Annotated in this window: 21 protein-coding genes, 1 tRNA gene, 1 pseudogene and 1 other annotated feature; of the genes and pseudogenes, 16 read left to right on the plus strand and 7 right to left on the minus strand. The window is 73.0% G+C overall.

Features of this window, described 5'->3' with window-relative positions:
• Positions 1-71 precede the first annotated feature (71 nt).
• From cmk to M3673_RS19605, 9 genes are all read left to right on the plus strand, one after another.
• Complete coding sequence (gene cmk, locus M3673_RS07620) at positions 72-821, plus strand: (d)CMP kinase (RefSeq protein WP_308196113.1); 750 nt, start codon at positions 72-74, stop codon at positions 819-821.
• Positions 818-1,681 carry a lysophospholipid acyltransferase family protein gene (locus tag M3673_RS07625; RefSeq protein WP_251532817.1) on the plus strand — a complete coding sequence of 288 codons (864 nt, stop codon included), beginning with the start codon at positions 818-820 and terminating at the stop codon, positions 1,679-1,681. The genes cmk and M3673_RS07625 overlap by 4 nt, the downstream gene beginning before the upstream one ends.
• The gene (gene der, locus M3673_RS07630; protein WP_193660765.1) at positions 1,678-3,057 is read left to right on the plus strand and encodes a ribosome biogenesis GTPase Der; all 1,380 of its coding nucleotides are present in this window, start codon (positions 1,678-1,680) and stop codon (positions 3,055-3,057) included. The genes M3673_RS07625 and der overlap by 4 nt, the downstream gene beginning before the upstream one ends.
• 236 nt (positions 3,058-3,293) lie before the next feature.
• Positions 3,294-4,664 (plus strand): nickel-dependent lactate racemase, encoded by a 1,371-nt coding sequence (gene larA / locus M3673_RS07635; protein ID WP_251532818.1) that lies wholly within the window; start codon positions 3,294-3,296, stop codon positions 4,662-4,664.
• A 102-nt stretch (positions 4,665-4,766) separates the two neighbouring features.
• On the plus strand, positions 4,767-5,531 hold the full coding sequence (locus tag M3673_RS07640; RefSeq protein WP_374108201.1) for a hypothetical protein: 765 nt from the start codon (positions 4,767-4,769) through the stop codon (positions 5,529-5,531).
• Positions 5,531-7,279 carry a DNA polymerase Y family protein gene (locus tag M3673_RS07645; RefSeq protein ID WP_251534304.1) on the plus strand — a complete coding sequence of 583 codons (1,749 nt, stop codon included), beginning with the start codon at positions 5,531-5,533 and terminating at the stop codon, positions 7,277-7,279. The genes M3673_RS07640 and M3673_RS07645 overlap by 1 nt, the downstream gene beginning before the upstream one ends.
• A complete protein-coding gene (locus M3673_RS07650; protein ID WP_251534305.1) occupies positions 7,279-10,707 on the plus strand; it encodes an error-prone DNA polymerase in 3,429 nt (1,142 codons plus the stop codon). Before M3673_RS07645 ends, M3673_RS07650 begins: the two co-directional genes overlap by 1 nt.
• A gap of 120 nt (positions 10,708-10,827) precedes the next feature.
• Positions 10,828-10,901: transfer RNA gene (locus M3673_RS07655), tRNA-Pro, on the plus strand.
• A 238-nt stretch (positions 10,902-11,139) separates the two neighbouring features.
• Entirely contained in the window at positions 11,140-12,171 is a 1,032-nt protein-coding gene (locus M3673_RS19605; protein WP_251532820.1) for a site-specific integrase, read from the plus strand.
• 54 nt (positions 12,172-12,225) lie between these two features.
• Here M3673_RS19605 and M3673_RS07665 read toward each other — a convergent pair.
• The 4 genes and pseudogenes from M3673_RS07665 to M3673_RS07680 all read right to left on the minus strand — a co-directional run.
• A pseudogene (locus M3673_RS07665) lies at positions 12,226-13,122 on the minus strand (IS3 family transposase); the annotation flags it as partial.
• Positions 13,036-13,164 (minus strand) — a sequence feature (AL1L pseudoknot). It overlaps the preceding pseudogene by 87 nt.
• The gene (locus tag M3673_RS07670; RefSeq protein ID WP_251532821.1) at positions 13,125-13,442 is read right to left on the minus strand and encodes a transposase; all 318 of its coding nucleotides are present in this window, start codon (positions 13,440-13,442) and stop codon (positions 13,125-13,127) included. Its footprint overlaps the feature before it by 40 nt.
• A 106-nt stretch (positions 13,443-13,548) precedes the next feature.
• Positions 13,549-14,178: a hypothetical protein gene (locus M3673_RS07675; RefSeq protein ID WP_251532822.1), complete on the minus strand. Its 630-nt coding sequence runs from the start codon at positions 14,176-14,178 to the stop codon at positions 13,549-13,551.
• Positions 14,154-14,768 (minus strand): hypothetical protein, encoded by a 615-nt coding sequence (locus M3673_RS07680; RefSeq protein ID WP_251532823.1) that lies wholly within the window; start codon positions 14,766-14,768, stop codon positions 14,154-14,156. The genes M3673_RS07675 and M3673_RS07680 overlap by 25 nt, the downstream gene beginning before the upstream one ends.
• 150 nt (positions 14,769-14,918) lie before the next feature.
• Between M3673_RS07680 and M3673_RS07685 the strand changes: the two genes are divergently transcribed.
• Positions 14,919-15,215, plus strand: coding sequence for a transposase (locus M3673_RS07685; RefSeq protein ID WP_285839302.1), 297 nt, complete (start codon positions 14,919-14,921; stop codon positions 15,213-15,215).
• The gene (locus tag M3673_RS07690) at positions 15,212-16,078 is read left to right on the plus strand and encodes an IS3 family transposase (RefSeq protein WP_251532826.1); all 867 of its coding nucleotides are present in this window, start codon (positions 15,212-15,214) and stop codon (positions 16,076-16,078) included. The genes M3673_RS07685 and M3673_RS07690 overlap by 4 nt, the downstream gene beginning before the upstream one ends.
• A 61-nt stretch (positions 16,079-16,139) precedes the next feature.
• Here M3673_RS07690 and M3673_RS07695 read toward each other — a convergent pair whose 3' ends face one another.
• On the minus strand, positions 16,140-16,595 hold the full coding sequence (locus M3673_RS07695) for a hypothetical protein (RefSeq protein ID WP_251532828.1): 456 nt from the start codon (positions 16,593-16,595) through the stop codon (positions 16,140-16,142).
• A 119-nt stretch (positions 16,596-16,714) separates the two neighbouring features.
• On the opposite strand from M3673_RS07695, the gene M3673_RS07700 reads away from it, so the two are divergent.
• The 5 genes from M3673_RS07700 (at position 16,715) to M3673_RS07720 (ending at position 20,217) form a co-directional block, all read left to right on the plus strand.
• A complete protein-coding gene (locus M3673_RS07700) occupies positions 16,715-17,377 on the plus strand; it encodes a thioredoxin domain-containing protein (RefSeq protein ID WP_251532829.1) in 663 nt (220 codons plus the stop codon).
• The gene (locus tag M3673_RS07705; RefSeq protein WP_251532830.1) at positions 17,374-18,018 is read left to right on the plus strand and encodes a vitamin K epoxide reductase family protein; all 645 of its coding nucleotides are present in this window, start codon (positions 17,374-17,376) and stop codon (positions 18,016-18,018) included. The genes M3673_RS07700 and M3673_RS07705 overlap by 4 nt, the downstream gene beginning before the upstream one ends.
• The gene (locus M3673_RS07710) at positions 18,018-18,785 is read left to right on the plus strand and encodes a cytochrome c biogenesis CcdA family protein (protein WP_251532832.1); all 768 of its coding nucleotides are present in this window, start codon (positions 18,018-18,020) and stop codon (positions 18,783-18,785) included. The genes M3673_RS07705 and M3673_RS07710 overlap by 1 nt, the downstream gene beginning before the upstream one ends.
• Complete coding sequence (locus M3673_RS19610) at positions 18,782-19,426, plus strand: TlpA disulfide reductase family protein (protein ID WP_251532833.1); 645 nt, start codon at positions 18,782-18,784, stop codon at positions 19,424-19,426. Before M3673_RS07710 ends, M3673_RS19610 begins: the two co-directional genes overlap by 4 nt.
• 89 nt (positions 19,427-19,515) lie before the next feature.
• Positions 19,516-20,217 carry a DUF3152 domain-containing protein gene (locus M3673_RS07720; protein ID WP_251534308.1) on the plus strand — a complete coding sequence of 234 codons (702 nt, stop codon included), beginning with the start codon at positions 19,516-19,518 and terminating at the stop codon, positions 20,215-20,217.
• Between the two features lie 28 nt (positions 20,218-20,245).
• Here M3673_RS07720 and M3673_RS07725 read toward each other — a convergent pair whose 3' ends face one another.
• Both M3673_RS07725 and M3673_RS07730 read right to left on the minus strand, forming a co-directional pair.
• Positions 20,246-21,241, minus strand: a complete 996-nt coding sequence (locus M3673_RS07725; protein ID WP_251532834.1) for a M56 family metallopeptidase — start codon at positions 21,239-21,241, stop codon at positions 20,246-20,248.
• Positions 21,238-21,606, minus strand: coding sequence for a BlaI/MecI/CopY family transcriptional regulator (locus tag M3673_RS07730; RefSeq protein ID WP_251532835.1), 369 nt, complete (start codon positions 21,604-21,606; stop codon positions 21,238-21,240). Before M3673_RS07730 ends, M3673_RS07725 begins: the two co-directional genes overlap by 4 nt.
• Positions 21,607-21,610: the final 4 nt, after the last annotated feature.

The following is a 21,610-nucleotide window of genomic DNA, read 5'->3' on the forward strand; positions in this document are numbered from 1 at the left end:
GCTGCGGAGCGCCGGAGGGCCGCGACGACGGATTCAGCCGGGGGTGACGCCCACCGGTAGGCTGCGGCGCCGTGACCACCCCCGCCACCAGCTCCGCGTCCGACCCCGCCCCGGCTCCCGGTCAGGCCGACGGCCCGGCCTCCCGACAGGGCACGGTGGTGGCGGTGGACGGCACCTCGGGGTCGGGCAAGTCCAGCACCTGCCGGGCCGTGGCCGCCCGGCTCGGGCTGGCCTACCTCGACACGGGGGCGATGTTCCGCGCGATGACCTGGTGGATGCTCGAGCAGGGTGTCGACGTCCACGACGCCGCGGCCGTCGCGGAGCGCTGCGAGGAGCCCCGGATCGTCTCCGGCACCGACCCGGAGGCCCCCACCATCCACGTCGACGGCACCGACGTCGCCGCCGCTATCCGCACCGACGCGGTCACCGGCTCGGTCTCGCCGGTCAGCACCGTGCCCGCGGTGCGCGCGCGGCTGCTGACCATGCAGCGCGAGGTCATCGCCGAGGCCGTCCGCGGCACCGGCATCGTCGTCGAGGGCCGTGACATCGGCTCCGTGGTCGCCCCCGACGCGCCGGTGAAGCTCTACCTCACCGCCGACCCCGCCGCGCGTGCGGCCCGTCGCGCCGCCGAGGAGGGCGGCAGCGACCTGGCCGCCACGCAGGCCGTGCTGCTCGACCGGGACCGGATCGACTCCAGCCGCGCCACCGCCCCGCTGACCATGGCCGAGGGCGCGGTGCACATCGACACCACCCCCTTCACCCTCGACGAGGTCGTCGCCCAGGTCGTCGGGCTGGTCCGGGCGGTGGGGACGCGCGCGTGACGCCGCCCCACCGCGACACCCAGGACGAGCGGGACACCCCCGCCGCGACCGGCTCGCGGGGAGCGCGCACCCCGCGGTCCCTCGCCCGACGCGACCGCGGCGACCGGCGTACGGCGCACCGCGAGCTCCCGCGCACCGACGCGACACCCTTCCCGCACCGGGCCATGCTCCACGGGCTGCGGCCGATCTCGTCGTGGCTGGTGCGCCGCCGCTACCGCGTGCGGGTGCAGGGTGCGGAGCACACGCCCTCGACCGGCCCGGTGCTCTTCGCCGCCAACCACGTCGGGGTCATGGACGGCCCGCTGCTGGCCATCTTCGCGCCCCGCCCGGTGCACGCCCTGACCAAGGCGGAGATGTTCGGCGGGCGGCTGGGCACCTTCCTGCTGTGGTCGGGTCAGGTGCCCCTCGACCGCTTCCACGCCGACCCCGCGGCGTTGAAGACCTGTCTGCGGGTGCTGCGCGACGACGGGGCCGTCGGCATCTTCCCCGAGGGGCGCCGCGGTGCCGGTGACCTGGAGCGCTTCCACCGCGGAGCGGCCTACCTCGCCCTGGCGACCGGCGCCGCCGTGGTGCCCGTCACCCTCCTCGGCACCCGCGAGCCCGGTGGGTGGAGCGGGGACCTCCCGCCACGTGGGACCATGGTCGACATCGTGTTCGGCGCGCCGTTCACGGTGCCGCCGCAGCCGTGGCCGCGCACCAAGGAACACGTGGCCGCCACGTCGGTGTTGTTGCGAGAGCACATGCTGGCGCACCTCGCCGCATCACGCGCGTCGACCGGGCGGGACCTCCCCGGTCCGCTGCCACCCGGAGACCTGGAACCCGACCCCGCCACCGGGGTCACCGATCAAGGAGCACCATGAGCGACAGCCCGAGCGAGCACGCCGGCGACCCCTTCGAGGACGCCGGCCTGACGGGTGACGGACCGGTGCCCGTGCTCGCCGTCGTCGGCCGCCCCAACGTCGGCAAGTCGACCCTCGTCAACCGCATCATCGGCCGGCGCGAGGCCGTCGTCGAGGACGTGCCCGGCGTGACCCGCGACCGTGTCTCCTACGACGCGCACTGGAACGGTCGCGCCTTCACCGTCGTCGACACCGGCGGCTGGGACCCCGACGCCCGCGGCCTGGCCGAGCGGATCGCCGGACAGGCCGAGATCGCGGTGTCGCTGGCCGACGCCGTGCTCTTCGTCGTCGACGCCACGGTCGGCATCACCGACGCCGACGAGGCGGTGGTGAAGATCCTGCGCCGCTCGGAGAAGCCCGTCGTGCTGGCCGCCAACAAGGTGGACGACCAGCGCACCGAGGCGGAGGCCTTCGGTCTCTGGAACCTCGGTCTCGGCGAGCCGTGGCCGGTCTCCGCGCTGCACGGCCGTGGCTCGGGCGACATGCTCGACGCGGTGCTGGCCGCCCTGCCCGAGCCCCCGCCCGAGCGCGACGCCGCCCCGGGCGGCCCGCGTCGCATCGCGATCGTCGGCAAGCCCAACGTCGGCAAGTCCTCCCTGCTCAACCGGCTGGCCGGCTCCGAGCGCGTCGTCGTCGACAACGTCGCCGGCACGACCGTCGACCCCGTCGACGAGCTCATCGAGCTGGGCGGCAAGACCTGGCGCTTCATCGACACCGCGGGCATCCGCAAGCGGGTCAAGGAGGCCTCGGGCCACGAGTACTACGCCTCGCTGCGCACGACCACCGCGATCGACCGCGCCGAGGTGGCGGTGCTGGTCGTCGACGGCGGGCAGTCGATCAGCGAGCAGGACGTGCGGATCATCCAGACCGTGCGCGAGGCCGGGCGTGCCCTCGTCATCGCCTTCAACAAGTGGGACCTCGTCGACGAGGAGCGCCGCTACTACCTCGAGCGCGAGATCGAGCGCGAGCTCGTGCAGGTGCAGTGGGCGCCGCGGATCAACATCACCGCCCGCACCGGCTGGCACGTGGACCGCCTCGTGCCGGCGCTGGAGAAGGCCGTCGAGGGCTGGGAGACCCGCATCGGCACGGGTGCGCTCAACTCGTTCCTCGGGCGCCTGGTCGCCGAGCACCCGCACCCGGTGCGCTCGGGCAAGCAGCCCAAGGTCCTCTTCGGGACCCAGGCCACCACCGCGCCGCCGACCTTCGTGCTCTTCACCTCGGGCAAGCTCGACGCGGGCTACGAGCGCTTCATCGAGCGCCGTCTGCGCGAGGAGTTCGGCTTCGTCGGCACCCCGATCGTGCTCGAGCAGCGACCGCGCGAGAAGCGCAAGCGCTGAGCCGCGCGGGCTCGGGCCCGGGTGCTCCCGGGCCTCGGCCTCGGGGCGAGGTGCCTCGGTGCCAGGGGGAGGGGCACGACCGTGCCCCTCCCCCTAGCACGCCATCAGCCTGGTCCGCGACCTGTGGGCCGACGCGACGCTCGACCTGACGCCCGACGTTTGACTCGACGCGGTCGGCCGCCAAGGATCGGACCTCGGCCGCACGGGCGCGGCCGTCACCCCCCGGAGGAGATCCCGTGCCGCACCCTGCCGATCCGACGAGCGACTCGACGTACGACGCGACGTACGACTCGACGAGCGACCCGGCGGGCCGCACCGGGACGACCACGGTCCGGGTCGCCTACGGCACCACCGGACTCGACGTGGAGCTCCCCGCCGACCGCACGACGGTGGTCGCGCCGACCCACAGCGAGCCCGCGCCCGACGTGCCGGCCGCCCTGCGCGAGGCCCTGGCGCACCCCGTGGCCGGGCCGCCGCTGCGCGAGCTGGTGCGGCCCGGACAGACCGTGGCGATCTCGCTGTGCGACGCCACCCGTCCGCAGCCGCGCGAGCTCATGGTGCGCGCGATCCTCGCCGAGCTCGAGGGGATCGTGACCCGTGCGGATCTCGTGCTGCTCGTGGCCACCGGCACCCACCGCGCCAACACCGACGCCGAGCTGCGGGCCATGCTCGGTGACGACCTGGTCGACACCGTGCGCATCGTCAACCACGACAGCCGCGACCCCGACGTGCTGCGCTGGATGGGGGTGCACGGCGACGGGGTGCCGGTCTGGCTCAACCGCCACTGGGTCGACGCCGACGTCAAGGTCACCACGGGCTTCGTCGAGCCGCACTTCTTCGCCGGCTTCAGCGGTGGACCCAAGCTGGTCGCCCCGGGTCTGGCCGGCCTGGAGACCGTGCTGACCCTCCACGACGCCGCCCGGATCGGCAGCGAGCGGGCGACGTGGGCGGTCTGCGAGGGCAACCCCGTGCACGACGACGTGCGCGCCATCGCCGCGGCCACCGGGGTCGACTTCGCCCTCGACGTGGTGCTCAACCGCGAGCAGCAGGTCGTCCGCGCCTTCGGGGGCGAGCTGCTGGCCATGCACGCCGAGGCGCGCGAGGTCGTGCGCGAGCTGTCGATGCAGGCGGTGCCCGACCTCTTCGACGTCGTGGTGACCAGCAACTCCGGCTTCCCGCTGGACCAGAACCTCTACCAGGCGGTGAAGGGCATGACGGCCGCCGCCACGGTGGTGCGGCCCGGCGGGCTCATCGTCTGCGTCGCGGAGTGCCGCGACGGCTTCCCCGACCACGGCACCTTCCGCGAGGTCCTCGCCTCCGAGGACAGCCCGGAGGCGCTGCTGGAGGCCATCTCGCGGCGCAGCGAGACCGTGCCCGACCAGTGGCAGGTGCAGGTGCTCGCGCGGGTGCTGGCCCGGGCCCGGGTCGGGGTGCACACCACCCACCTCAGCGACGAGGAGCTGCGCACGGCCCACCTCTTCCTGGTCGAGGACGTCGCCGCGGCGGTGCGCGAGGAGCTGGAGCGGGTCGGGCCGGGGGCGCGGGTCTGCGTGCTGCCCGAGGGGCCGCAGACGATCGCCTACGTCGACGCCGGCCGACCCGGCTGACCGGCCGGGGACGCGCCGGGGGACCGCCGCTGGACCGCCCGACCAGGGGGCGACCGGCTTGACCTGATCGAACACGTGTTCGATCATGGGGGTGTGACCGCGATGCCCGCCCTCGACCCCAGCCGCCCGGTGCTCGACCAGCTCCGGGAGCGGGTCGCGGCCATGGAGGGCGGGCCGGCGCGGGAGGCCGTGGCGACGCACGCCGGGCTCTCCGACCTGCTCCAGCTGCGTGCCGGGGCGACCTACTCCGTCGACGCCGCCTCGGTGGGCCTGGCGCTGGCCGCGGAGGCCTCGCGAGCGGGGGAGTGGGTCGGCTTCGCCGGCTGGGCCGACTTCGGCGCGGAGGCCGCCGCCGAGCTGGGGGTCGACCTGACGCGCACCGTGCTGGTGCCCGAGCCCGGCGAGCACTGGCTCGAGGTGACCGCGGCGCTGGTCGACGTGCTGCGCGTCGTGGTGCTGCGTCCGCCGGCGAGCGTCGACGCCCGCTCCGCGGGCGTGCTCGACGCCCGGCTGCGCACCCGCTCCTCGGTGCTGGTCGTCCACGGCGACTGGCCCCGCTGCGACGCCCGGCTGAGCCTGGAGGAGTCGCGCTGGTCGGGCCCTGACCACGGCTCCGGCCGGCTGCGCGCGCGCCGGGCCCGCCTCGCCGTGCGCCGCGGCACGGCCCCGCCGGCGCGTGCGGAGGTGTGGTTCCCCGGGATCGACGCGCCGCTGGTCGGCGTCGACGAGCGGTCCGACCGTGCGGCCCGGGCCTCCCGCCCCCGGGGCCCGGTGCTCGAGCCGGTCGGTCCGCGCGGCCCGGGCGGCCCCGTCGGCGTGCGTGGGCCGGGCGGCCTGGTCGTCGAGGAGGCCGGCGCGTGCGGGTGATGGTGGTGTGGTGCCCCGACTGGTCGGTGGTGGCCGGCCTGGCCGAGGCGCGACGCTCGCGCCAGCTGCCCGCGGCGGTGCTGGCCGCCGGCGCGGTGGAGGTGTGCAACGGCCCGGCCCGCGACAGCGGCGTACGACGCGGGCAGCGCAAGCGCGACGCGCAGGCCCGCTGCCCCGAGCTGCTGCTGCTGGAGGCCGGTCCGGAGCGCGACGCGCGCCACTTCGAGCCGGTGCTCGCGGCCGTGGAGGAGCTGCGCCCGGGGGTCTCCCCGATGCGGCCCGGGCTGCTCGCGGTGCGCGCGCCCGGGCGCTACTTCGGCGGGGAGGAGCACGCCGCCGCGCTGGTCGCCCAGACCCTGGTCGACGCCGGGGTCTGGGACTGCCGCATCGGGGTGGCCGACGACGTGTTCACCGCCGAGCAGGCCGCCCGCACCGCCGCGGTGCAGGAGGCCGTGGTCGTGCCCTCGGGCGGCTCGGCCGACTTCCTGCGCGGACTGCCGGTGCGGGTGCTGGAGAGCGACGGGCAGGCGGGGCGCGAGGTCGCCTCGCTGGTGGGTCGTCTCGGGCTGGGCACGCTGGGCGACCTGGCCGGGCTGCCGCTGGCCTCGGTGCAGGACCGCTTCGGCCGCTACGGCGCCGACCTGTGGCACCGGGTGCGCGGCGCGGGCCGCAGCGTCCTGGGCGAGCGCACCCCGCCGCCCGACCTCGACGTCGAGGTCGTCTTCGAGCCGCCCCTGGAGTCGGTGGAGGCCGTCTGCTTCAGCGTGCGGACCACCGCCGAGCGCCTCGTCTCCGGGCTCGCCTCGCGCCAGCTGGTGGCCACCGAGGTGCGGGTCGAGGCCGAGAGCGAGGGCGTCGTCGTCTCCAGCCGGGCCTGGCTGCACCCGCGCTGCTTCACCGCGCGCGACCTCGTCGACCGGGTGCACTGGCAGCTGCAGGGCGAGGGCGGGTCGCTGCGCTCGCGCCACGACGCGGGCGTCGTGCGCGCGCCGGTGGAGCGGGTGCGCTTCGTGCCCGAGACCGTCGAGCCCGCCGCGGCCCACGCCGAGGCGCTGTGGGGCGGCGGCAGCGACGAGCTCGTCGAGCGGGGGGTGGCGCGGGTGCAGGCGATGATCGGCTTCGAGTCCGTGCTGCGTCCCGTGCTCCAGGGCGGGCGCTCACCGGCCGAGCGGCAGGCCAGCGTGCCCTGGGGCGAGCGGCCCACCGGGCTGCGCCCCCTCGACCGGCCGTGGCCGACCCGGGTGCCCGGCCCGCCCCCGGTGCGGGTCTTCAGCCCGCCGCGGGTGGCCGAGGTCGTCGACGGGACCGGCCACCCGGTGGCGGTCAGCGAGCGGGGCGCGGTGAGTGCCGACCCGCGGCGCTTCCGCTTCGGCGCCGCGCTGCTGGTCGCGGCGCCCGGGTCCGCCGGTGTGCCCCAGGCGGGCGGCCGGGAGGGAGCACAGGAGGGCCTGTGGGCCCTCGAGGACACCCCGCAGGTCGTCGTCCGCACCACCGGCCGTCCGCAGGTCGGCGCCGGCGCACACCCGCCCAGCGGGGCACCGGGGGCACCGGGCCGCCCGGGTGAGCGGCCCTGGCAGCCGGTGGCCTCCTGGGCCGGCCCGTGGCCGGTCGACGAGGAGTGGTGGGTGGAGACCGCGCCGGCCGACGGCTCCCGCGCCGCGCGCTTCCAGGTCGTCGGCGTCGACGGTCGCGCCTGGCTGCTGCGGTGGAGCACCGCCGGGTGGACCCTCGAGGCGGGCTACGACTGATGGGCTGGTCAAACCCCGCGGTGCCCTGGCGCGAGCTGGAGAGACGGCTCTCCGGTCGTCCCGGCGCGCCCGGTGCCGAGGACGCGCCGATCTCGCGGCGCAAGCACGCCCGCCCCTCGCAGCGGCCCATCGAGCGTCCGGCGGCGGTCACGCCGTACGCCGAGCTGCACTGCCACTCCCACTTCAGCTTCCTCGACGGGGCGAGCTCGCCGGGGGAGCTGGTGGAGGAGGCGGTGCGCCTGGGGCTGAGCGGGCTGGCACTGACCGACCACGACGGCTTCCACGGGGCGCCGCTGCTGGCCGAGGCCGCCGCGGTCCACGACCTGCGCACGGTCTTCGGCGCCGAGCTGTCGCTGGGGCTGACCCGACCGCAGAACGGCGTGGCCGATCCCGAGGGCTCCCACCTGCTGGTGCTGGCGCGGGGGGTGGAGGGCTACCACCGGCTCGCGGGCGCGATGACCGAGGCCAACCTGCGCGGTGACGAGAAGGGCCGCCCCGACCACGACCTCGACGAGCTGGCCGAGCGCGGCCGGGGGCACTGGGTGGTGCTCACGGGCTGCCGCAAGGGCACGGTGCACCGGGCGCTCGCGGCGGGCGGGCCGACGGCCGCGGCCCTCGAGCTCGACCGGCTCACCGCCCGCTTCGGCCTCGACGGGGTGGTCGTCGAGCTCTCGGCGCGACCGACCCCGCAGGACGCCGAGGCCAACGAGCTGCTGGCCGGCCTGGCCCGCGACCACGGGCTGCCGGTGGTCGCCACGGGCAACGTCCACTTCGCGCAGCCCTCCGGGCGCCGGCTGGCCGCGGCCATGGCGGCGGTGCGTGCCCGGCGCAGCCTGGCCGACATGGACGGCTGGCTCGACCTCTCCGGCGCGGCCCACCTGCGCAGCGGCGCGGAGGTGTCCGCGGCGATGGCGACCCGCCCCGAGGCGGTGCGGCGCTCGGTCGCGCTGGCCGAGGAGCTGGCCTTCGACCTGCGCAAGGCCTCCCCGCGCCTGCCCAAGCACCGCATCCCCGAGGGCCACACGCCCAGCTCGTGGCTGCGGGTGCTGGCCTGGCGGGGCTTCGAGGAGCGCTACGCCGGCACGCCGATGGAGGCCGAGGCCCGCGAGCGCGTCCACCACGAGCTGCGGGTGATCGAGGAGAAGGACTTCGCGGGCTACTTCGTCATCGTGCACGACATCGTCGCCTTCGCCCGCGAGCGCGGCATCCTGTGCCAGGGCCGCGGCTCGGCGGCCAGCTCCGCGGTCTGCTTCGCGCTCGGCATCACCGCCGTCGACGCCGTCTTCTACCGCCTGCCCTTCGAGCGCTTCATCTCCGCCCACCGCGACGAGGAGCCCGACATCGACGTCGACTTCGACTCCGACCGGCGCGAGGAGGTGATCCAGTGGGTCTACCGCACCTACGGGCGGCGCAACGCCGCCCAGGTCGCCAACGTCGTCGCCTACCGCCCCCGCATGGCGGTGCGCGACGCCGCCAAGGCGCTGGGCCACTCCCAGGGCCAGCAGGACGCGTGGTCGAAGCAGGTCGACGGCTGGAGCTCGGTGGTGGCCGCCGACGCCCGCGACCCCGAGGGCGGCCCCGCGCTCGACATCCCGCGCCCGGTGGTGGCGCTGGCCGAGCAGCTGCTGGGGGCGCCGCGCCACCTCGGCATCCACTCCGGTGGCATGGTGCTGACCGAGCGCCCGGTGGGGGAGGTGTGCCCGATCGAGCGGGCCCGCATGGAGGACCGCACGGTGCTGCAGTGGGACAAGGACGGCTGCGAGTCGATGGGGCTGGTGAAGTTCGACCTGCTGGGCCTGGGCATGCTCGGCGCGCTCGACCACATGATGCGCCTGACCGAGGAGCACCTGGGGGAGCGCTGGACCCTGGCCACGATCCCGCGTGAGGAGCCGGCGGTCTACGACATGCTCTGCCGCGCCGACTCCATCGGCGTCTTCCAGGTCGAGAGCCGCGCCCAGATCGGCACGCTGCCGCGCCTGCAGCCGCGGGAGTTCTACGACCTGGCCATCGAGATCGCCCTCATCCGCCCCGGGCCGATCCAGGGCGGTGCGGTCCACCCCTACGTGCGCCGGGCCACCGGCAAGGAGCCGGTCGTCTACGACCACCCCGAGCTGGTGCCGGTGCTCGAGCGCACCCGCGGGGTGCCGCTCTTCCAGGAGCAGCTGATGGCGATGGCGGTGACCCTGGGCGACTGCTCGCGCGACGACGCCGACCTGCTGCGCCGGGCCATGGGCTCCAAGCGCGGCGTCGAGAGGATCGAGAGCGTCAAGGCGAAGCTCTACGCCGGCATGGAGCGTCGCGGGCTGGTCGGCGACGCCGCCGACGCGATCTACGTCAAGATCCTCTCCTTCGCCAACTTCGGCTTCGCGGAGTCCCACGCGCTGAGCTTCGCGCTGCTGGTCTACGCCTCGTCGTGGTTCAAGCTGCACTACCCCGCGGCCTTCCTGGTCGGTCTGCTGCGCACCCAGCCGATGGGCTTCTACTCCCCGCAGTCGCTGGTGGGCGACGCCCGCCGCCACGGCGTCGAGGTACGCCGCCCCGACCTGGCGCGCTCCGGGGTGCAGGCCGGGCTCGAGCCGGTGGACCCCGGCGGGACGGGTACGACGGGTGCCACCGGTCTCGACCAGTGCCTCGCGGCGTCCTTCGAGCGCGCGGAGTGGGACCCGGCCCGCCCCGACCCCACCCGCACCCACCGGCGCGACGGCCACCTGGTCGTGCGCCTGGGGCTGGACTCGGTGCGCGGGATCGGCGCCGACGTCGCGGCGCGGATCGTGGCCGCGCGCGCGGAGGCGGCGTACACCTCGGTGACCGACCTGTCACGGCGCGCGGGGCTGTCGACCCAGCAGCTGGAGGCGCTCGCCACCGCCGGGGCGCTGGAGTGCCTGGGGCTCGACCGGCGCCAGGCGCTGTGGGCCGCGGGCGCCTCGGAGAGCGCCGACCACCTGCCCGGCTCCACGCCCTCGCCGGCCCCGCCGACGCTGCCCGGCATGAGCGCGGAGGAGGTGACCCTGGCCGACCTCTGGGCCACCCGGGTCTCGCCCGAGACCCACCCGGTCGAGCACCTGCGCGAGCTGCTCACCGGCAGCGGCATCTCCTCGGTGGCCGACCTCGCGCGCACCGAGCCCGGCCGTCGCGTGCACGTCGCGGGCCTGGTCACCCACCGGCAGCGCCCGGGCACCGCGCAGGGCATCACCTTCCTCAACGTCGAGGACGAGACCGGGATGCTCAACGTCGTCTGCTCGGTCGGCGTGATGCGCGCGCACCGCTCCCCGGCGCGGGGCGCGGTCGCGGTGGTGGTGCGCGGGATCCTCGAGCGGGAGGAGGGCGTGACCAACCTGGTCGCCGACCGCGTGGTCACCCTCGACTCGGTCATCGCCGGTGCGGGCTCGGCCCTCCAGCTGCGCCAGACCTCCCGCGACTTCCGCTGACCGCCCGCCCGGAGCCCGGTCGGGTGCGTGCGGCGGGGTCGATTCCGGACCGGGAGCCGGGGTGTTGTAGTGTTCACGCGCTGTCCCGGTCACGCTCGCGTGGCCGCACGGGACGGGGTTCGGGCTGTAGCGCAGCTTGGTAGCGCACTTGACTGGGGGTCAAGGGGTCGCAGGTTCAAATCCTGTCAGCCCGACACAGTTTCACCAGGTCAGAGGCACTTTCCTCCTCGGGAGGGAGGTGCCTCTGACCGTCGGGGAAGGGTTTGACTACCGACCTGACTACCGGATCACGACGAACGTGATCCGGGAAGTGGACTCCCAGGCCTTCGGTGTACGAACCGGAGGAATTATGGCAAGCAGACGAACAAGCGCGCCGACGGGCGTTACCTCGTCACCGCGCGGATCGAGAACCCTGACGGCTCGACTCGGCGGGTGTACTTCTACGGCCGCACCCAGGCCGAGGCACGGGCGAAGGCGCGCGAGGCGCAGGAACGGATCGCGCTGGGTGCGCCGGTGCGCGACGCCAGTCGCAGCTTCGGAGACTGGCTGAGCGAGTGGCGGGCCACGTTCCTAGCAGCCAGCGACCGAGCGCCCTCGACCAAGGCGCTGTACGGCGGGCTGGTGGAACGCCACGCTCGACCCCAGCTCGATCAGGTCCCGCTGGCTCGGATCACCCCGGCCGACCTGACCCGGGTGCTCCTGGCCATGGAGAAGGTCGGCCGGGCGGCCAGCACGCGACGCAACATGTACGCCGCTCTACGGGCGATCTTCGACGACGCGGTCACCAACGGGCTGCTCGGCGCCAGTCCGGCCGTTCGCGTCAAGCGCCCGCGCGCGGTGGCGGTCGAGGCGCCCAGCATGACCCCCGAGCAGGCCGCGCAGCTGCTGGCCGCGATCGCCGGCAAGCGCTACGCCGACGTGGTGCGCCTCCTGCTCGGCACCGGGCTGCGACGAGGCGAGGTCCTCGCCCTGCGGTGGAGCGACCTCGACCTGGAACGCGGCGAGCTGACCGTCCGCGGCTCATTGGTCCGCCAGGGCGGGGGACTGGTGGTCTCGACGCCGAAGACCGCGCACTCTCGTCGCACGGTGTCCTTGAGCGAGCCGATGGTCGGGCTGCTGCGAACTAGTCGGCACCGCCAGTTGGAGGAGCGCCTGCGTGCGGCCAACTACTGGCAGGACTCAGGGCACGTGTTCACCACCGAGCTGGGCCACCCCGTGGACCCGCGCAACCTCTTACGCCTGGTGCGAGACGGTGCCGCGGCGATCGGGCTGAGCGGGATCGGGGTGCACACGCTGCGACACACCTACGCCACCACCGCCCTACTGCACGGCGTCCCGCTGCACGTGGTCAGTCGCAACCTCGGCCATTCCTCCATCGCCATCACCGCCGACACCTACGGCCACCTCACCGACGACGCCTCGCGGTCGGCTGCCGCGACCGTTGCGGCGGCACTGAACTTGTGAGGCGACGAACCCCTCGATCGACGCGCGGGTCACCAGCGAGCGGCGCCCGATCCGCACCCGCTCGAGATCGCCTCGACAGCACATGCGCCAGATCGTGGTGCGCTCGACGCACAACAGGTGCGCGGCCTCCTCTTGCGAGACCAGGATGGTCAACGTGGAGCTCGGGTCCATGTACCCCGACGCCGTGATCTTCGCCCTGGTGATCACTGAATGGTGAACATCCGGGGCCGGCAAGTGGTCGTCGCGCTTCTGACTAGGTCCCGGTCCTGCCCGCACGAGAGGTGGCAGTCGCGGCGAAGTGACGCGCCTCAGTGCCGTGCGGCCCGAACCAGCGGGGTGTACAGCAGGCCGCTTTCCCGACCCTGTGACGTCTTGGCCGGCGCGTTGCCGGGTCCACAGGCCCATGTCGAGGGCGTCGAGCGCCAGATCGGTGCGCAGGCTGGTGGACACCTGCCAGCCCACGATCATCCTGCTGAACACGTCCAGGACGAACGCGACGTAGGTCCAACCGGCGTGCGTGCGGACATAGGTCAGGTCGGCCACCCAGAGCTGGTTCGGTGCTGTGGCGATGAACTGCCGCTTCACCAGGTCCTCGGGTCGCTCGGTCTCAGCACCGTCGCCGATGGTGGTCTTGCGGGTCTTCTCTCGCGGGATCCCGCGCAACCCCTCGGCCCGCATGAGCCGCTCGACGGTGCAGCGCGCCACCTTCACGCCCTCGCGGTTGAGCTCGGCGTGAATCTTGCGAGCCCCGTAGACCCCGAGGTTCGCCTGGTGGGCGACCTTGATGTCCTCGACCAGCGCAGAATCTCTGAGCGTGCGCGCCGAGGGCTGCCGGGTGGGGCTGGTGCGAGCGTAGAACGTGGACGGAGCGATCTTCGCGGTGGTCTCTTCGAGGACCGCGCAGATCGGCTCGACTCCGTGCTCGTCGCGGTGGGCCGCGACGAACTCCACGATCAGCGAGACGGGCGGTCGAGCTCCGCCGCAAAGAAAGCCGAGGCCTGCTTCAAGATCGTGTTCGCCCGACGCAGCTCACGGTTCTCGCGCTCGAGCTCAGCCAAACGCTGTGCGTCGCTGGTCGTGGTCCCGGGCCGGACACCGCCGTCGATCTCAGCCTGACGGACCCAGTTGCGAAGGGTCTCGGGGTGCATGCCGAGCTGCTCGGCCACCCGCGCGATCGCGCCCTGCTTCGTGTCCGGGTCACGACGTAACTCCACGGCCATCCGGGTGGCCCGCTCACGCAGCTCGTCGGGGTACTTCCTGGGTGCTGCCATGACTCTCATCCTCCATCGGTTGAGAGCCTCCGAGGAACCCGGGGCGATTCAGACATTGCCGGCCACCGGGCCGGGGGCGTCTGAGTCCGAGCGAAGCCACGCCGACCTAAAGGCCGAACAGCAAGTACAACCCGGTGAACGTGTATAGCGTCATGGCGCCGAGCAGCGGCAGCTGGCCGACGAGGTGACGCCGAGACGGGAGGAGCTGCAGTGACCGGTCGTGGGCGACGATCACGCCGAGGACGTGCCCGACCACGATGGCCAGCACCTTGATGGTGGCCAGCAGGGTTGGGTTCGTCGACAAGAAGTAGCTGACGCCCCACCCGCTGGTGCCGAACAGGTCCGAGCCGTTGCTGAGGGGGTCACTGACCTGGACCAGGGTCTGCTGACCGACCTCGACGAACAGGGTCAGGTAGTGGGCGACCATGTACCCGACGATGACCGGCACGATGCTGGCGGCCAGCTGCCGAGGCATGTGGCGTCGTGGGGTGCCGTCGCTTCCTGGCCCCGCCGCGGCGACGGAGACGAAGAAGGTCGCTCCCACCAGGATGCAGGCCGCCAGCAGCACCCCGGTGTCGAGGGCGGTGTTGTCGAGCATGGTCCGCTGGCTGAAGCGGACCCACCGGACCGACTCGCGGAAGCTGTCGAAGGCGGTGGACCCGAGCAGCACCGCCACCACGGCGACGAGCCCTGCGTCTCCACGTAGGCCGGTCATGTTGCGCAGCGGGCTGACCATGATGAGGGTGCCGTCTGCTCGGCGCCCCCAGACCGACAATCGGGACACCAGGTTCGCGTAGACCTCGAAGGATCGGCCCGGGACAACCAGCCCGCCCCGGACACCGCCGCGCCGATCACGGTGGCGGCCAGGTACAGCGCGAACCAGAGCCGCAGCGGTCCAAGGTAGGTGGCTTCGGGGTACACCAGTTCGAGCCACACGAAGGCGAAGAGTCCGATCGCCGCCGGCCAGTACCCGAGCCAGGACGGCATGGTGGCGATGCCTTGGTCCGGGTCGCCGCCAGTCGCGCGGGCCAGGATGAGGTGGATGGTCCGGGCCGGGCTGGCCAGGCTGACCACCGGACCGAGGAGAAGCGAGACCGGGACGATGCCGACCCACAGCCACACGTAGACCAGGCCGAAGACCGGGTTGGTCAGGAGGTCCTCGCCCGCGACGGCGGCCCAGGCGGCGAATGCCGCGACCGCCACGCCGATGGTTCTGACGGCCACGCGGAGGGCGGGGTGGTCGATCACGACGGCGAGGGTGCGTGGCACGACCAGTCCCACCTCGGCGTCGGCGTAGCGCGCCCGGCGCCAGGCCAGCAGCAGCACCAGGAATGACACCGTCAAGGCGGCGGTGCCTCCGGCGACCGCGAACGAGGCCGGGATGGGGAGGTCGGCTCCGCCGCCCAGGCCGTGTGGACTTGACCCGCTCTGATGGACACCAGATTGTGAGCCGCAGGCTCACGAAGGGAGTCCGTTATGGGCCGTCCGTCGAAGTACCCAGCTGAGTTCCAGACCGAGGCTGTTCGTCTGGTCTTGACCACCGATAAGCCGATGGCCGAGGTCGCTCGCGACCTCGGGATCAACTACAAGACCCTCGGCGCCTGGGTCCGCAAGGAACGCGAGCAGAAGACGCTCGACGCCCTGCCGGGCGCGCTCAGCGAACATGAGCGTCTGGAGTTGAAGCGGCTGCGCAAGGAGGTCGCCGACCTCAAGGTCGAACGCGAGATCCTGCGCAAGGCAGCCGCCTATTTCGCCAAGGAGACGACCAGGTGAGCCGCTTCCGGTTCGTCTCCGAACACCATGAGTCCTACGGGATCAAGCGGCTCTGCCAGGTGCTCGGCGTGAGCCGATCGGGGTTCTACGCCTGGACCGCTCGCGGGCCGTCCACGCACGCTCAGCGCGACGCTGAGTTGGCAGCGGTGGTTGTTGAGGTTCACAGCCGTTCGCGGCGCACCTACGGCTCACCGCGGGTGCATGCCGAGCTCGGTCGGCTTGGGCACCGCACCGGCCGCAAGCGGGTCGCGCGTCTGATGCGTGAGCACGGCTTGGTCGGCGCGCACTCCCGCCGAAGGTGGCGCACCGGGAAGCCGAACACCGCCTGGGCACCCGACCTCGTCGAACGCGACTTCAACCCCGCCCGCCGCGACCAGCTCTGGGCTGCCGATGTCACGCAGTTCCGCACCGACGAAGGCTGGCTCCACTTCGCCGGCGTCATCGACCTCCACTCACGTCGCGTCGTGGGCTGGGCCATGGGCACCACGCCGGACGCCGACCTCGTCATCGACGCGCTCGTGATGGCGTTCGAACGACGGCGACCCGACCAGCGGATCATCCACCACGCCGACCGCGGCGCGGCCTACACAAGCCTCGCCTTCGGCCAGCAGCTCGAGCGGCTCGGGATCGCCGCCTCGTTCGGCTCCACCGGCGACGCCTTCGATAACGCCGCGGTCGAGTCGACTCGGTCTGCATTGAAGCGGGAACTGGCCTGGATCCACGGCCAGCACACCTGGCGAAGTCGGGACCTGCTGCGCTCGGCGATCTTCGACTACATCGAGGGCTTCTACAACACCACCCGCATCAAGCAGCGGCTCGGATACCGTTCACCCGCACAGTTCGAAGAGCAGGCCTCGGCCTGAAAATCCGTGTCCACCGGAGCGGGTCAAGTCCAGTGGGCCGAGACGTCCACGGCCGCTCCCATCAGCTCACTTCCAGCAGCGCGACCACGTCGCCGGTGTCGTCGTCCTCGACCTCGACGGATCCGGGGGTCTGAACCGTCAGCTCGAAGGAGGTCTCGCCGGGCTGGAAGGGGAAGTACTGCTCGGGCTTGGAGTGGACGTGCAGCTCACCGGCCCGGTCGGCCTCGACGCTCACCGAGAGTGGGTCGCCGACATCGACGCTGATCTCCTGCGCGTTCGGCGTGATCTCCGCACCGTCCACGACGACGGCGAGGTCGGCCGGGGCGGGCTCGGCGGCGGCCTGCGACCGGGACGGCTCGTCACCCGACGGACCGGAAGAGGTGGCTGAGGGGGTCGCTGCCGCCACCCCGTCATCTGTCGGTGCTGCTGCGTCCTCGGTGCCACACGCGGTGAGGAGTGTGAGGAGGATCGCGGCAAGCGCGGGAGCCACGGCCTTGGGCGTGATGACGATGCGCATGGAGGTCCTTCCGAGGGAGTGTCGGCGGTACCGCGGCCCGCGGCGCGGGTGGGGCCGAGGGGTCGCGGGACGTGATCTACGATGTTGGATAGTACTTGACGGCGAGCAGGAGGCAGGACATGCGGACACAGACCAAGGGTGGGATCGGCGTCATCTTGATCGCGCTGATCGCGATCGGCGCCGTGCTGTTCTTGAACCGGGGCGAGGCGGCACCGGCGGCGGTGGAGAAGACCTCCGATGGCGAGGACTCCCTGTTGGTGCGGGAGGACAGCCAGGTCGTGGGGGAGCCGGCGAGGTCGGGGAACGTCACCATGGTCGAGTTCCTCGACTTCGAGTGCGAGGCCTGCGGTGCGGTGTACCCAGCGGTCGAGCAGCTGCGGGCCGAGTACGACGGCCGCGTCACCTTCGTGGCCCGCTACTTCCCGCTCCCCGGCCACGTCAACGCCGAACCGGCTGCACGCGCGGTGGAGTCGGCGGCCCGGCAGGGCGAGTTCGAGGCGATGTATCAGATGATGTATGAGACGCAGGCTGAGTGGGGGGAGAGCCAGGATCCCAAGGACGACCTGTTCCGGTCCTACGCTGAGGATCTCGGCTTGGACATGGAGCAGTACGACGCCGACTTCGCGAGCCCGGAGGTGGCCGCCCGGGTGCAGCGCGACGTGGAAGACGGCATGGAGCTCGGCGTCCAGGGCACCCCGACCTTCTACCTCGATGGCGAGCTGCTCCAGCCCCGGACCTACGAGGACTTCACTCAGGCGCTGGACGAGGCCCTCGAGTCGTGACCTCGGCGCTCGCACCCACCGGCCCCGCGTCGGCTGACGTCGACGCCGGTGTCGGGCCGGGTGTGCGGCCGCTGGCCTGGCTCCTGCTCCTCGGCGGGGTGACGGGTCTGCTCGCAGCAGCAACGCTCCTGGTCGAGAAGATCGCGCTCATCGCCGATCCCGCGTACGTGCCCAGCTGCAGCATCAACCCCGTGCTCAGCTGTGGGTCGATCATGTCGACCCCGCAGGCAGAGCTCTTCGGGTTCCCCAATCCGATCATCGGAGTGGCGGCGTTCCCCGTGCTCGCTGCCACGGGCGCGGCGCTCCTGGCAGGCGCGCGGCTTGCGCGGTGGTACTGGCTCGGTCTCCAGGTGGGGGTCGTCCTGGGCCTGGCCCTCGTGGGCTGGCTGGTGTTCCAGAGTCTGTACCGCATCGGTGCCCTGTGCCCGTACTGCATGGTGGTCTGGGCGGTGGTGGTGCCAGTGGCCTTCTACGTCACGTCGTTCAACCTTCGCGCAGGACTGCTCGGAGGGGCCGCGGCGCGCTCGCGCGCGGTCCGGGTGGTCGCGGAGTCGCACGTACTGGTGCTCGCGGTGGTGCTGGTGCTCGTCCTGGCGCTGGTCCTGCACCGCTTCTGGTCCTACTGGGTGACGGTGCTCTGATGGGTGCTCAGGACGTGGTGCTGTCGGGGTCGATGCTGCTGGCGGTCCCGGTCGCGGTGCTCGCCGGCGTCGTGTCGTTCTTCTCGCCCTGCACGCTGCCGCTTCTGCCCGGTTACCTGTCCTACGTCGCCGGTGTCTCCGACGACGACGCAGCTGGCGGCGCGGCCGCCGGTGCTCCTGCTCGGTCCCGGGTCGTGGTAGGCACCGTGCTCTTCGTGGCAGGCTTCGCGGTCGTCTTCACCGCCTACGGGGTGCTGTTCGGCTCGCTGGGCTCCTCGCTGGTCCGCTACCAGGAGACGCTCGTCCGGGTCTCGGGAGCGGTGCTGGTCGTGCTGGGGCTGCTGTTCGCGGGGCTCTCGGACCGGGTCCCGTTCCTGCAACGCACCCTGCGTCCCCGCTACCAGCCGCGGGTCGGGCTCGCGGGGGCACCGCTGCTCGGCATGGTCTTCGGGATCGGGTGGACCCCGTGCGTCGGACCCGCCCTGGCGGCGGTCCTCGCACTGGCGACGACAAGCGCCACGGCCGGTCGCGGCGCAGCCCTGTCCTTCGCCTACAGCCTGGGCATCGGCGTCCCGTTCCTGCTGGCCGCGATCTGGTACACCCGGGCACGTCGCCTGCTGGTGTGGGTACGCCGCCACTCCACGGCCATCGCCCGCGTGGGCGGCGGTGTGCTGGTCCTGATTGGGCTGCTCCAGCTCAGCGGGGCCTGGTCGGAGATGGTCGCCCAGGTGCAGGTCTGGGTCGCCGGCTGGCAGGTGCCGCTGTGAGCGCACCGGTACCCGAGCCGGACCGCGCAGGACCGGAGCGCAACCTGAAGGGCTCCGCCGTCCTGCTCCTCGTCCTGGTGCTGGTCGCTGTCGCAGCCTGGTACCTGACCAGCCCCGCCCGCGACTCCACGAACACCGCCGCCTCGAGCAGTGTCGGCAGCGGGGACGTCATCCAGCAGTACGCCGAGGGCGACCGGAAGGCGGTCGAGCCGTTCGTCGGGGCGCTGCTCGACGGCGGCGAGTTCGACAGCACCGCCCTCCAGGGTGGCGTCTCGGTGGTGAACGTTTGGGGCTCCTGGTGCGGCCCCTGCCGCGAAGAGGCTCCTGTCCTGGCGCAGGTGGCAGGCGAGACCGAGGATGAGGGGGTGCAGTTCCTCGGCATCAACGTGCGTGACAACCCTGACGCCGCCAGGGCCTTCGAGCGCACCTTCGACGTGCCGTATCCCAGCATCGTGCCGGATGACAGTCCAGAGGCGCTTCTTGCCTTCGGGGGGTTGTTGGCCTCAGCCGCGGTTCCGTCCACCGTGGTGGTGGACCCAGACGGGAGGGTCGCGGCCCGGGTGGTGGGCACCGTGACGGCGCCGACGCTCCGCGCCCTGATCGAGGACGCGTCGACGGGGTCTGCGGTGACAGGTCGGTGACTGCCCGGCCCGGTGTGCACCGGTCCCGCCCCCGTCCGCGGTGGCACCGCACTGCTGGGGGGTGGAGTGCCGTGGTGGCAGTGGCGCTGATGGCCGCGACCGTGGCGACCTCGACCGGTGCGGCTCGAAGCACGGTCGAGAGCTCGACCCCCGGGGTGACGCCATCGATCAACCTCGGACCCGCGCCCGCCCGGGCACCCGGCCTGGAGGCGGTCCCGGCCGCTGAGCCCGTACGCCGACCCGTCGAGGGCACCCGGCTCCTTCCCGTGGTGCCACAGCAGGCGGAAGGGACGTTCGCCGTCGCGCCGGCGCAGGGTGGGTCATCCGGTCCAGCCGACCTGACCTACGTGGTGGAGGTCGAGCGCGGACTGCCGTACTCCGCCGCCGACGTCGCGACCCAGGTCGACGCGGTGCTGGGCGACGAACGCGGATGGACCGGGGTCGTGGGCACGACCTTCGACCGTGTCGAGGCAACAGCAGATCTCCGGGTGCGCCTGGCCTCACCCGACACCACCGACCGGCTGTGCGCGCCGCTGCTCACCCGCGGTCAGGTCTCCTGCCGCAACGGCGACCTGGTGGTGCTCAACGCCGTGCGCTGGGCGGTCGGGGTGCCCCACTACGGCGGCCGGGTGGCTGACTACCGGCGCTACGTGGTGAACCACGAGGTGGGCCACGCCCTGGGACAAGGACACGTGTCGTGCCCCTCGCCCGGGGCGCCGGCCCCCGTCATGGTGCAGCAGACCTACGGCTTGCAGGGTTGCCGACCCAACCCGTGGCCGGCGGTCGGCTGAGGAGGCACCGGGCCCGGGTGCGTGGGCCTCAGGGAGCGTCGAGGATGGCGGGCAGCAACTGATCGTCTCGGGACTCGGCGTAGACACAGCACCCGGTGGTGGCGGCGTCGAATGCGGGAGCCAGGGCCAGGGCGACCGGCGTAGCCAGCAGGGCCAGCCCTGCTACGGCGGCCCCACCGGCGCGCGCGCGGGCGTGACCGACCGGTGTGCCTGCGAGACGGGTGACGCGGGTCGTGACCTGTGCCCCGGCGACCGCGGGAGCAGCGGCGCGGGGCGCGGGGGCACCGGCCATCCTCATCGTTGCCAGGGCCTGGGCGAGCTGCCGGCGCTCGGCGGGAGCGCGGACGACATCGTCGGCCTGCATCTCCGCCAGCGCACCGATCTCCTGTGGGGCGGCCGCGAGGAGTGGCCACCAGGCGAAGGTGCGTGCCAGGGCTGTGGCGAAGGCCAGCGCGAGGTCGTGCCGCACCCGCAGGTGCACCCGCTCGTGGGCCAGGACAAGGGCCAGCTGCTCGGGGGTGAGCAGCGAGGCAGCCCCGGAGGTGACCACGATCTGCGGTCGGCGACCGGGCAGGCAGTAGACCAGCGGAACCGGGTGGGAGAGCAGGAGGTAGCCGTCGGGATGGGGCGCGCCGACCATGTCCAGCGACGTGCGCTGGGAGCCCCGCTCGAGGCCGGCTCGGCGGAGCTCGACCACCGTGAGCAGGAGGACGCGCAGCAGGAGCGCGCCGACGGTGCCTGCTGCGATGGCCGCGAGGAGCGCTCCTCCCGGATTGGGGTAGTGGTGGGCGAGCTCGATCGGGCTCAGCTGCATGATCGCCGCCACCTGGTCCCCGGGTGCCAGGGGGATCGCCAGGGTGAGACCGCCGAGAGCGAGGCAGAGCACGACCGAGACCGTGACCGTCTGCCACGCCCAGATCCCAGCCGCGGGGAACCTGCGTACCCACCGCGCCCGGGTGAGGACACGGTGCCCCACGGTCGAGGTGATCGCCGCGAAGGTGACCAGGATGAGGGTCGAGATCATGGCTGGGAGTTGCCCGACTCATCCAGCGCGGCGCGGAGCTCCGCCAGCTCCGCCGGGTCGAGCTGGCCGACGAAGTGCAGCAGCGTGGAGCCGCGGTCGCCGCTGCTGCTGAGGACCTTGCCCAACAGTGCCGCAGTGTGCTCCTCGCGGCTGGTGCTTGGCATGTAGAGGAAGGCCCGACCCGACTTCTCCCGGCGGACCAGGCCCTTGCCGTGCAGGTTGTCGAGGACCGTCATCACGGTCGTGTAGGCGAGGGGACGCTCGCGCTGCAGGTCCTCGAGGACCTCGCGGACCGCAGTGGGCCGGTCCCAGTCCCACAGCCGCTGCATCACGGCCGCCTCGAGCTGGCCCAGGTCCTTCACCACAGCC

Source organism: Nocardioides sp. P86, from assembly GCF_023712465.1.
Classification (GTDB): domain Bacteria; phylum Actinomycetota; class Actinomycetes; order Propionibacteriales; family Nocardioidaceae; genus Nocardioides; species Nocardioides kribbensis.

Bases quoted from the DNA above. Each gene is read 5' to 3' on its own strand.
- der (WP_193660765.1), top strand. From the start codon at position 1,678: ATGAGCGACAGCCCGAGCGAGCACGCCGGCGACCCCTTCGAGGACGCC.
- M3673_RS07675 (WP_251532822.1), bottom strand. From the start codon at position 14,178: ATGGTCAGCCCGCTGCGCAACATGACCGGCCTACGTGGAGACGCAGGG.
- M3673_RS07685 (WP_285839302.1), top strand. From the start codon at position 14,919: ATGGGCCGTCCGTCGAAGTACCCAGCTGAGTTCCAGACCGAGGCTGTT.
- M3673_RS07710 (WP_251532832.1), top strand. From the start codon at position 18,018: ATGGGTGCTCAGGACGTGGTGCTGTCGGGGTCGATGCTGCTGGCGGTC.
- M3673_RS07725 (WP_251532834.1), bottom strand. From the start codon at position 21,241: ATGATCTCGACCCTCATCCTGGTCACCTTCGCGGCGATCACCTCGACC.
- M3673_RS07650 (WP_251534305.1), top strand. From the start codon at position 7,279: ATGGGCTGGTCAAACCCCGCGGTGCCCTGGCGCGAGCTGGAGAGACGG.
- M3673_RS07640 (WP_374108201.1), top strand. From the start codon at position 4,767: ATGCCCGCCCTCGACCCCAGCCGCCCGGTGCTCGACCAGCTCCGGGAG.
- M3673_RS07700 (WP_251532829.1), top strand. From the start codon at position 16,715: ATGCGGACACAGACCAAGGGTGGGATCGGCGTCATCTTGATCGCGCTG.
- M3673_RS07695 (WP_251532828.1), bottom strand. From the start codon at position 16,595: ATGCGCATCGTCATCACGCCCAAGGCCGTGGCTCCCGCGCTTGCCGCG.
- M3673_RS07720 (WP_251534308.1), top strand. From the start codon at position 19,516: ATGGCCGCGACCGTGGCGACCTCGACCGGTGCGGCTCGAAGCACGGTC.
- M3673_RS07645 (WP_251534304.1), top strand. From the start codon at position 5,531: ATGGTGGTGTGGTGCCCCGACTGGTCGGTGGTGGCCGGCCTGGCCGAG.
- M3673_RS07670 (WP_251532821.1), bottom strand. From the start codon at position 13,442: ATGGCAGCACCCAGGAAGTACCCCGACGAGCTGCGTGAGCGGGCCACC.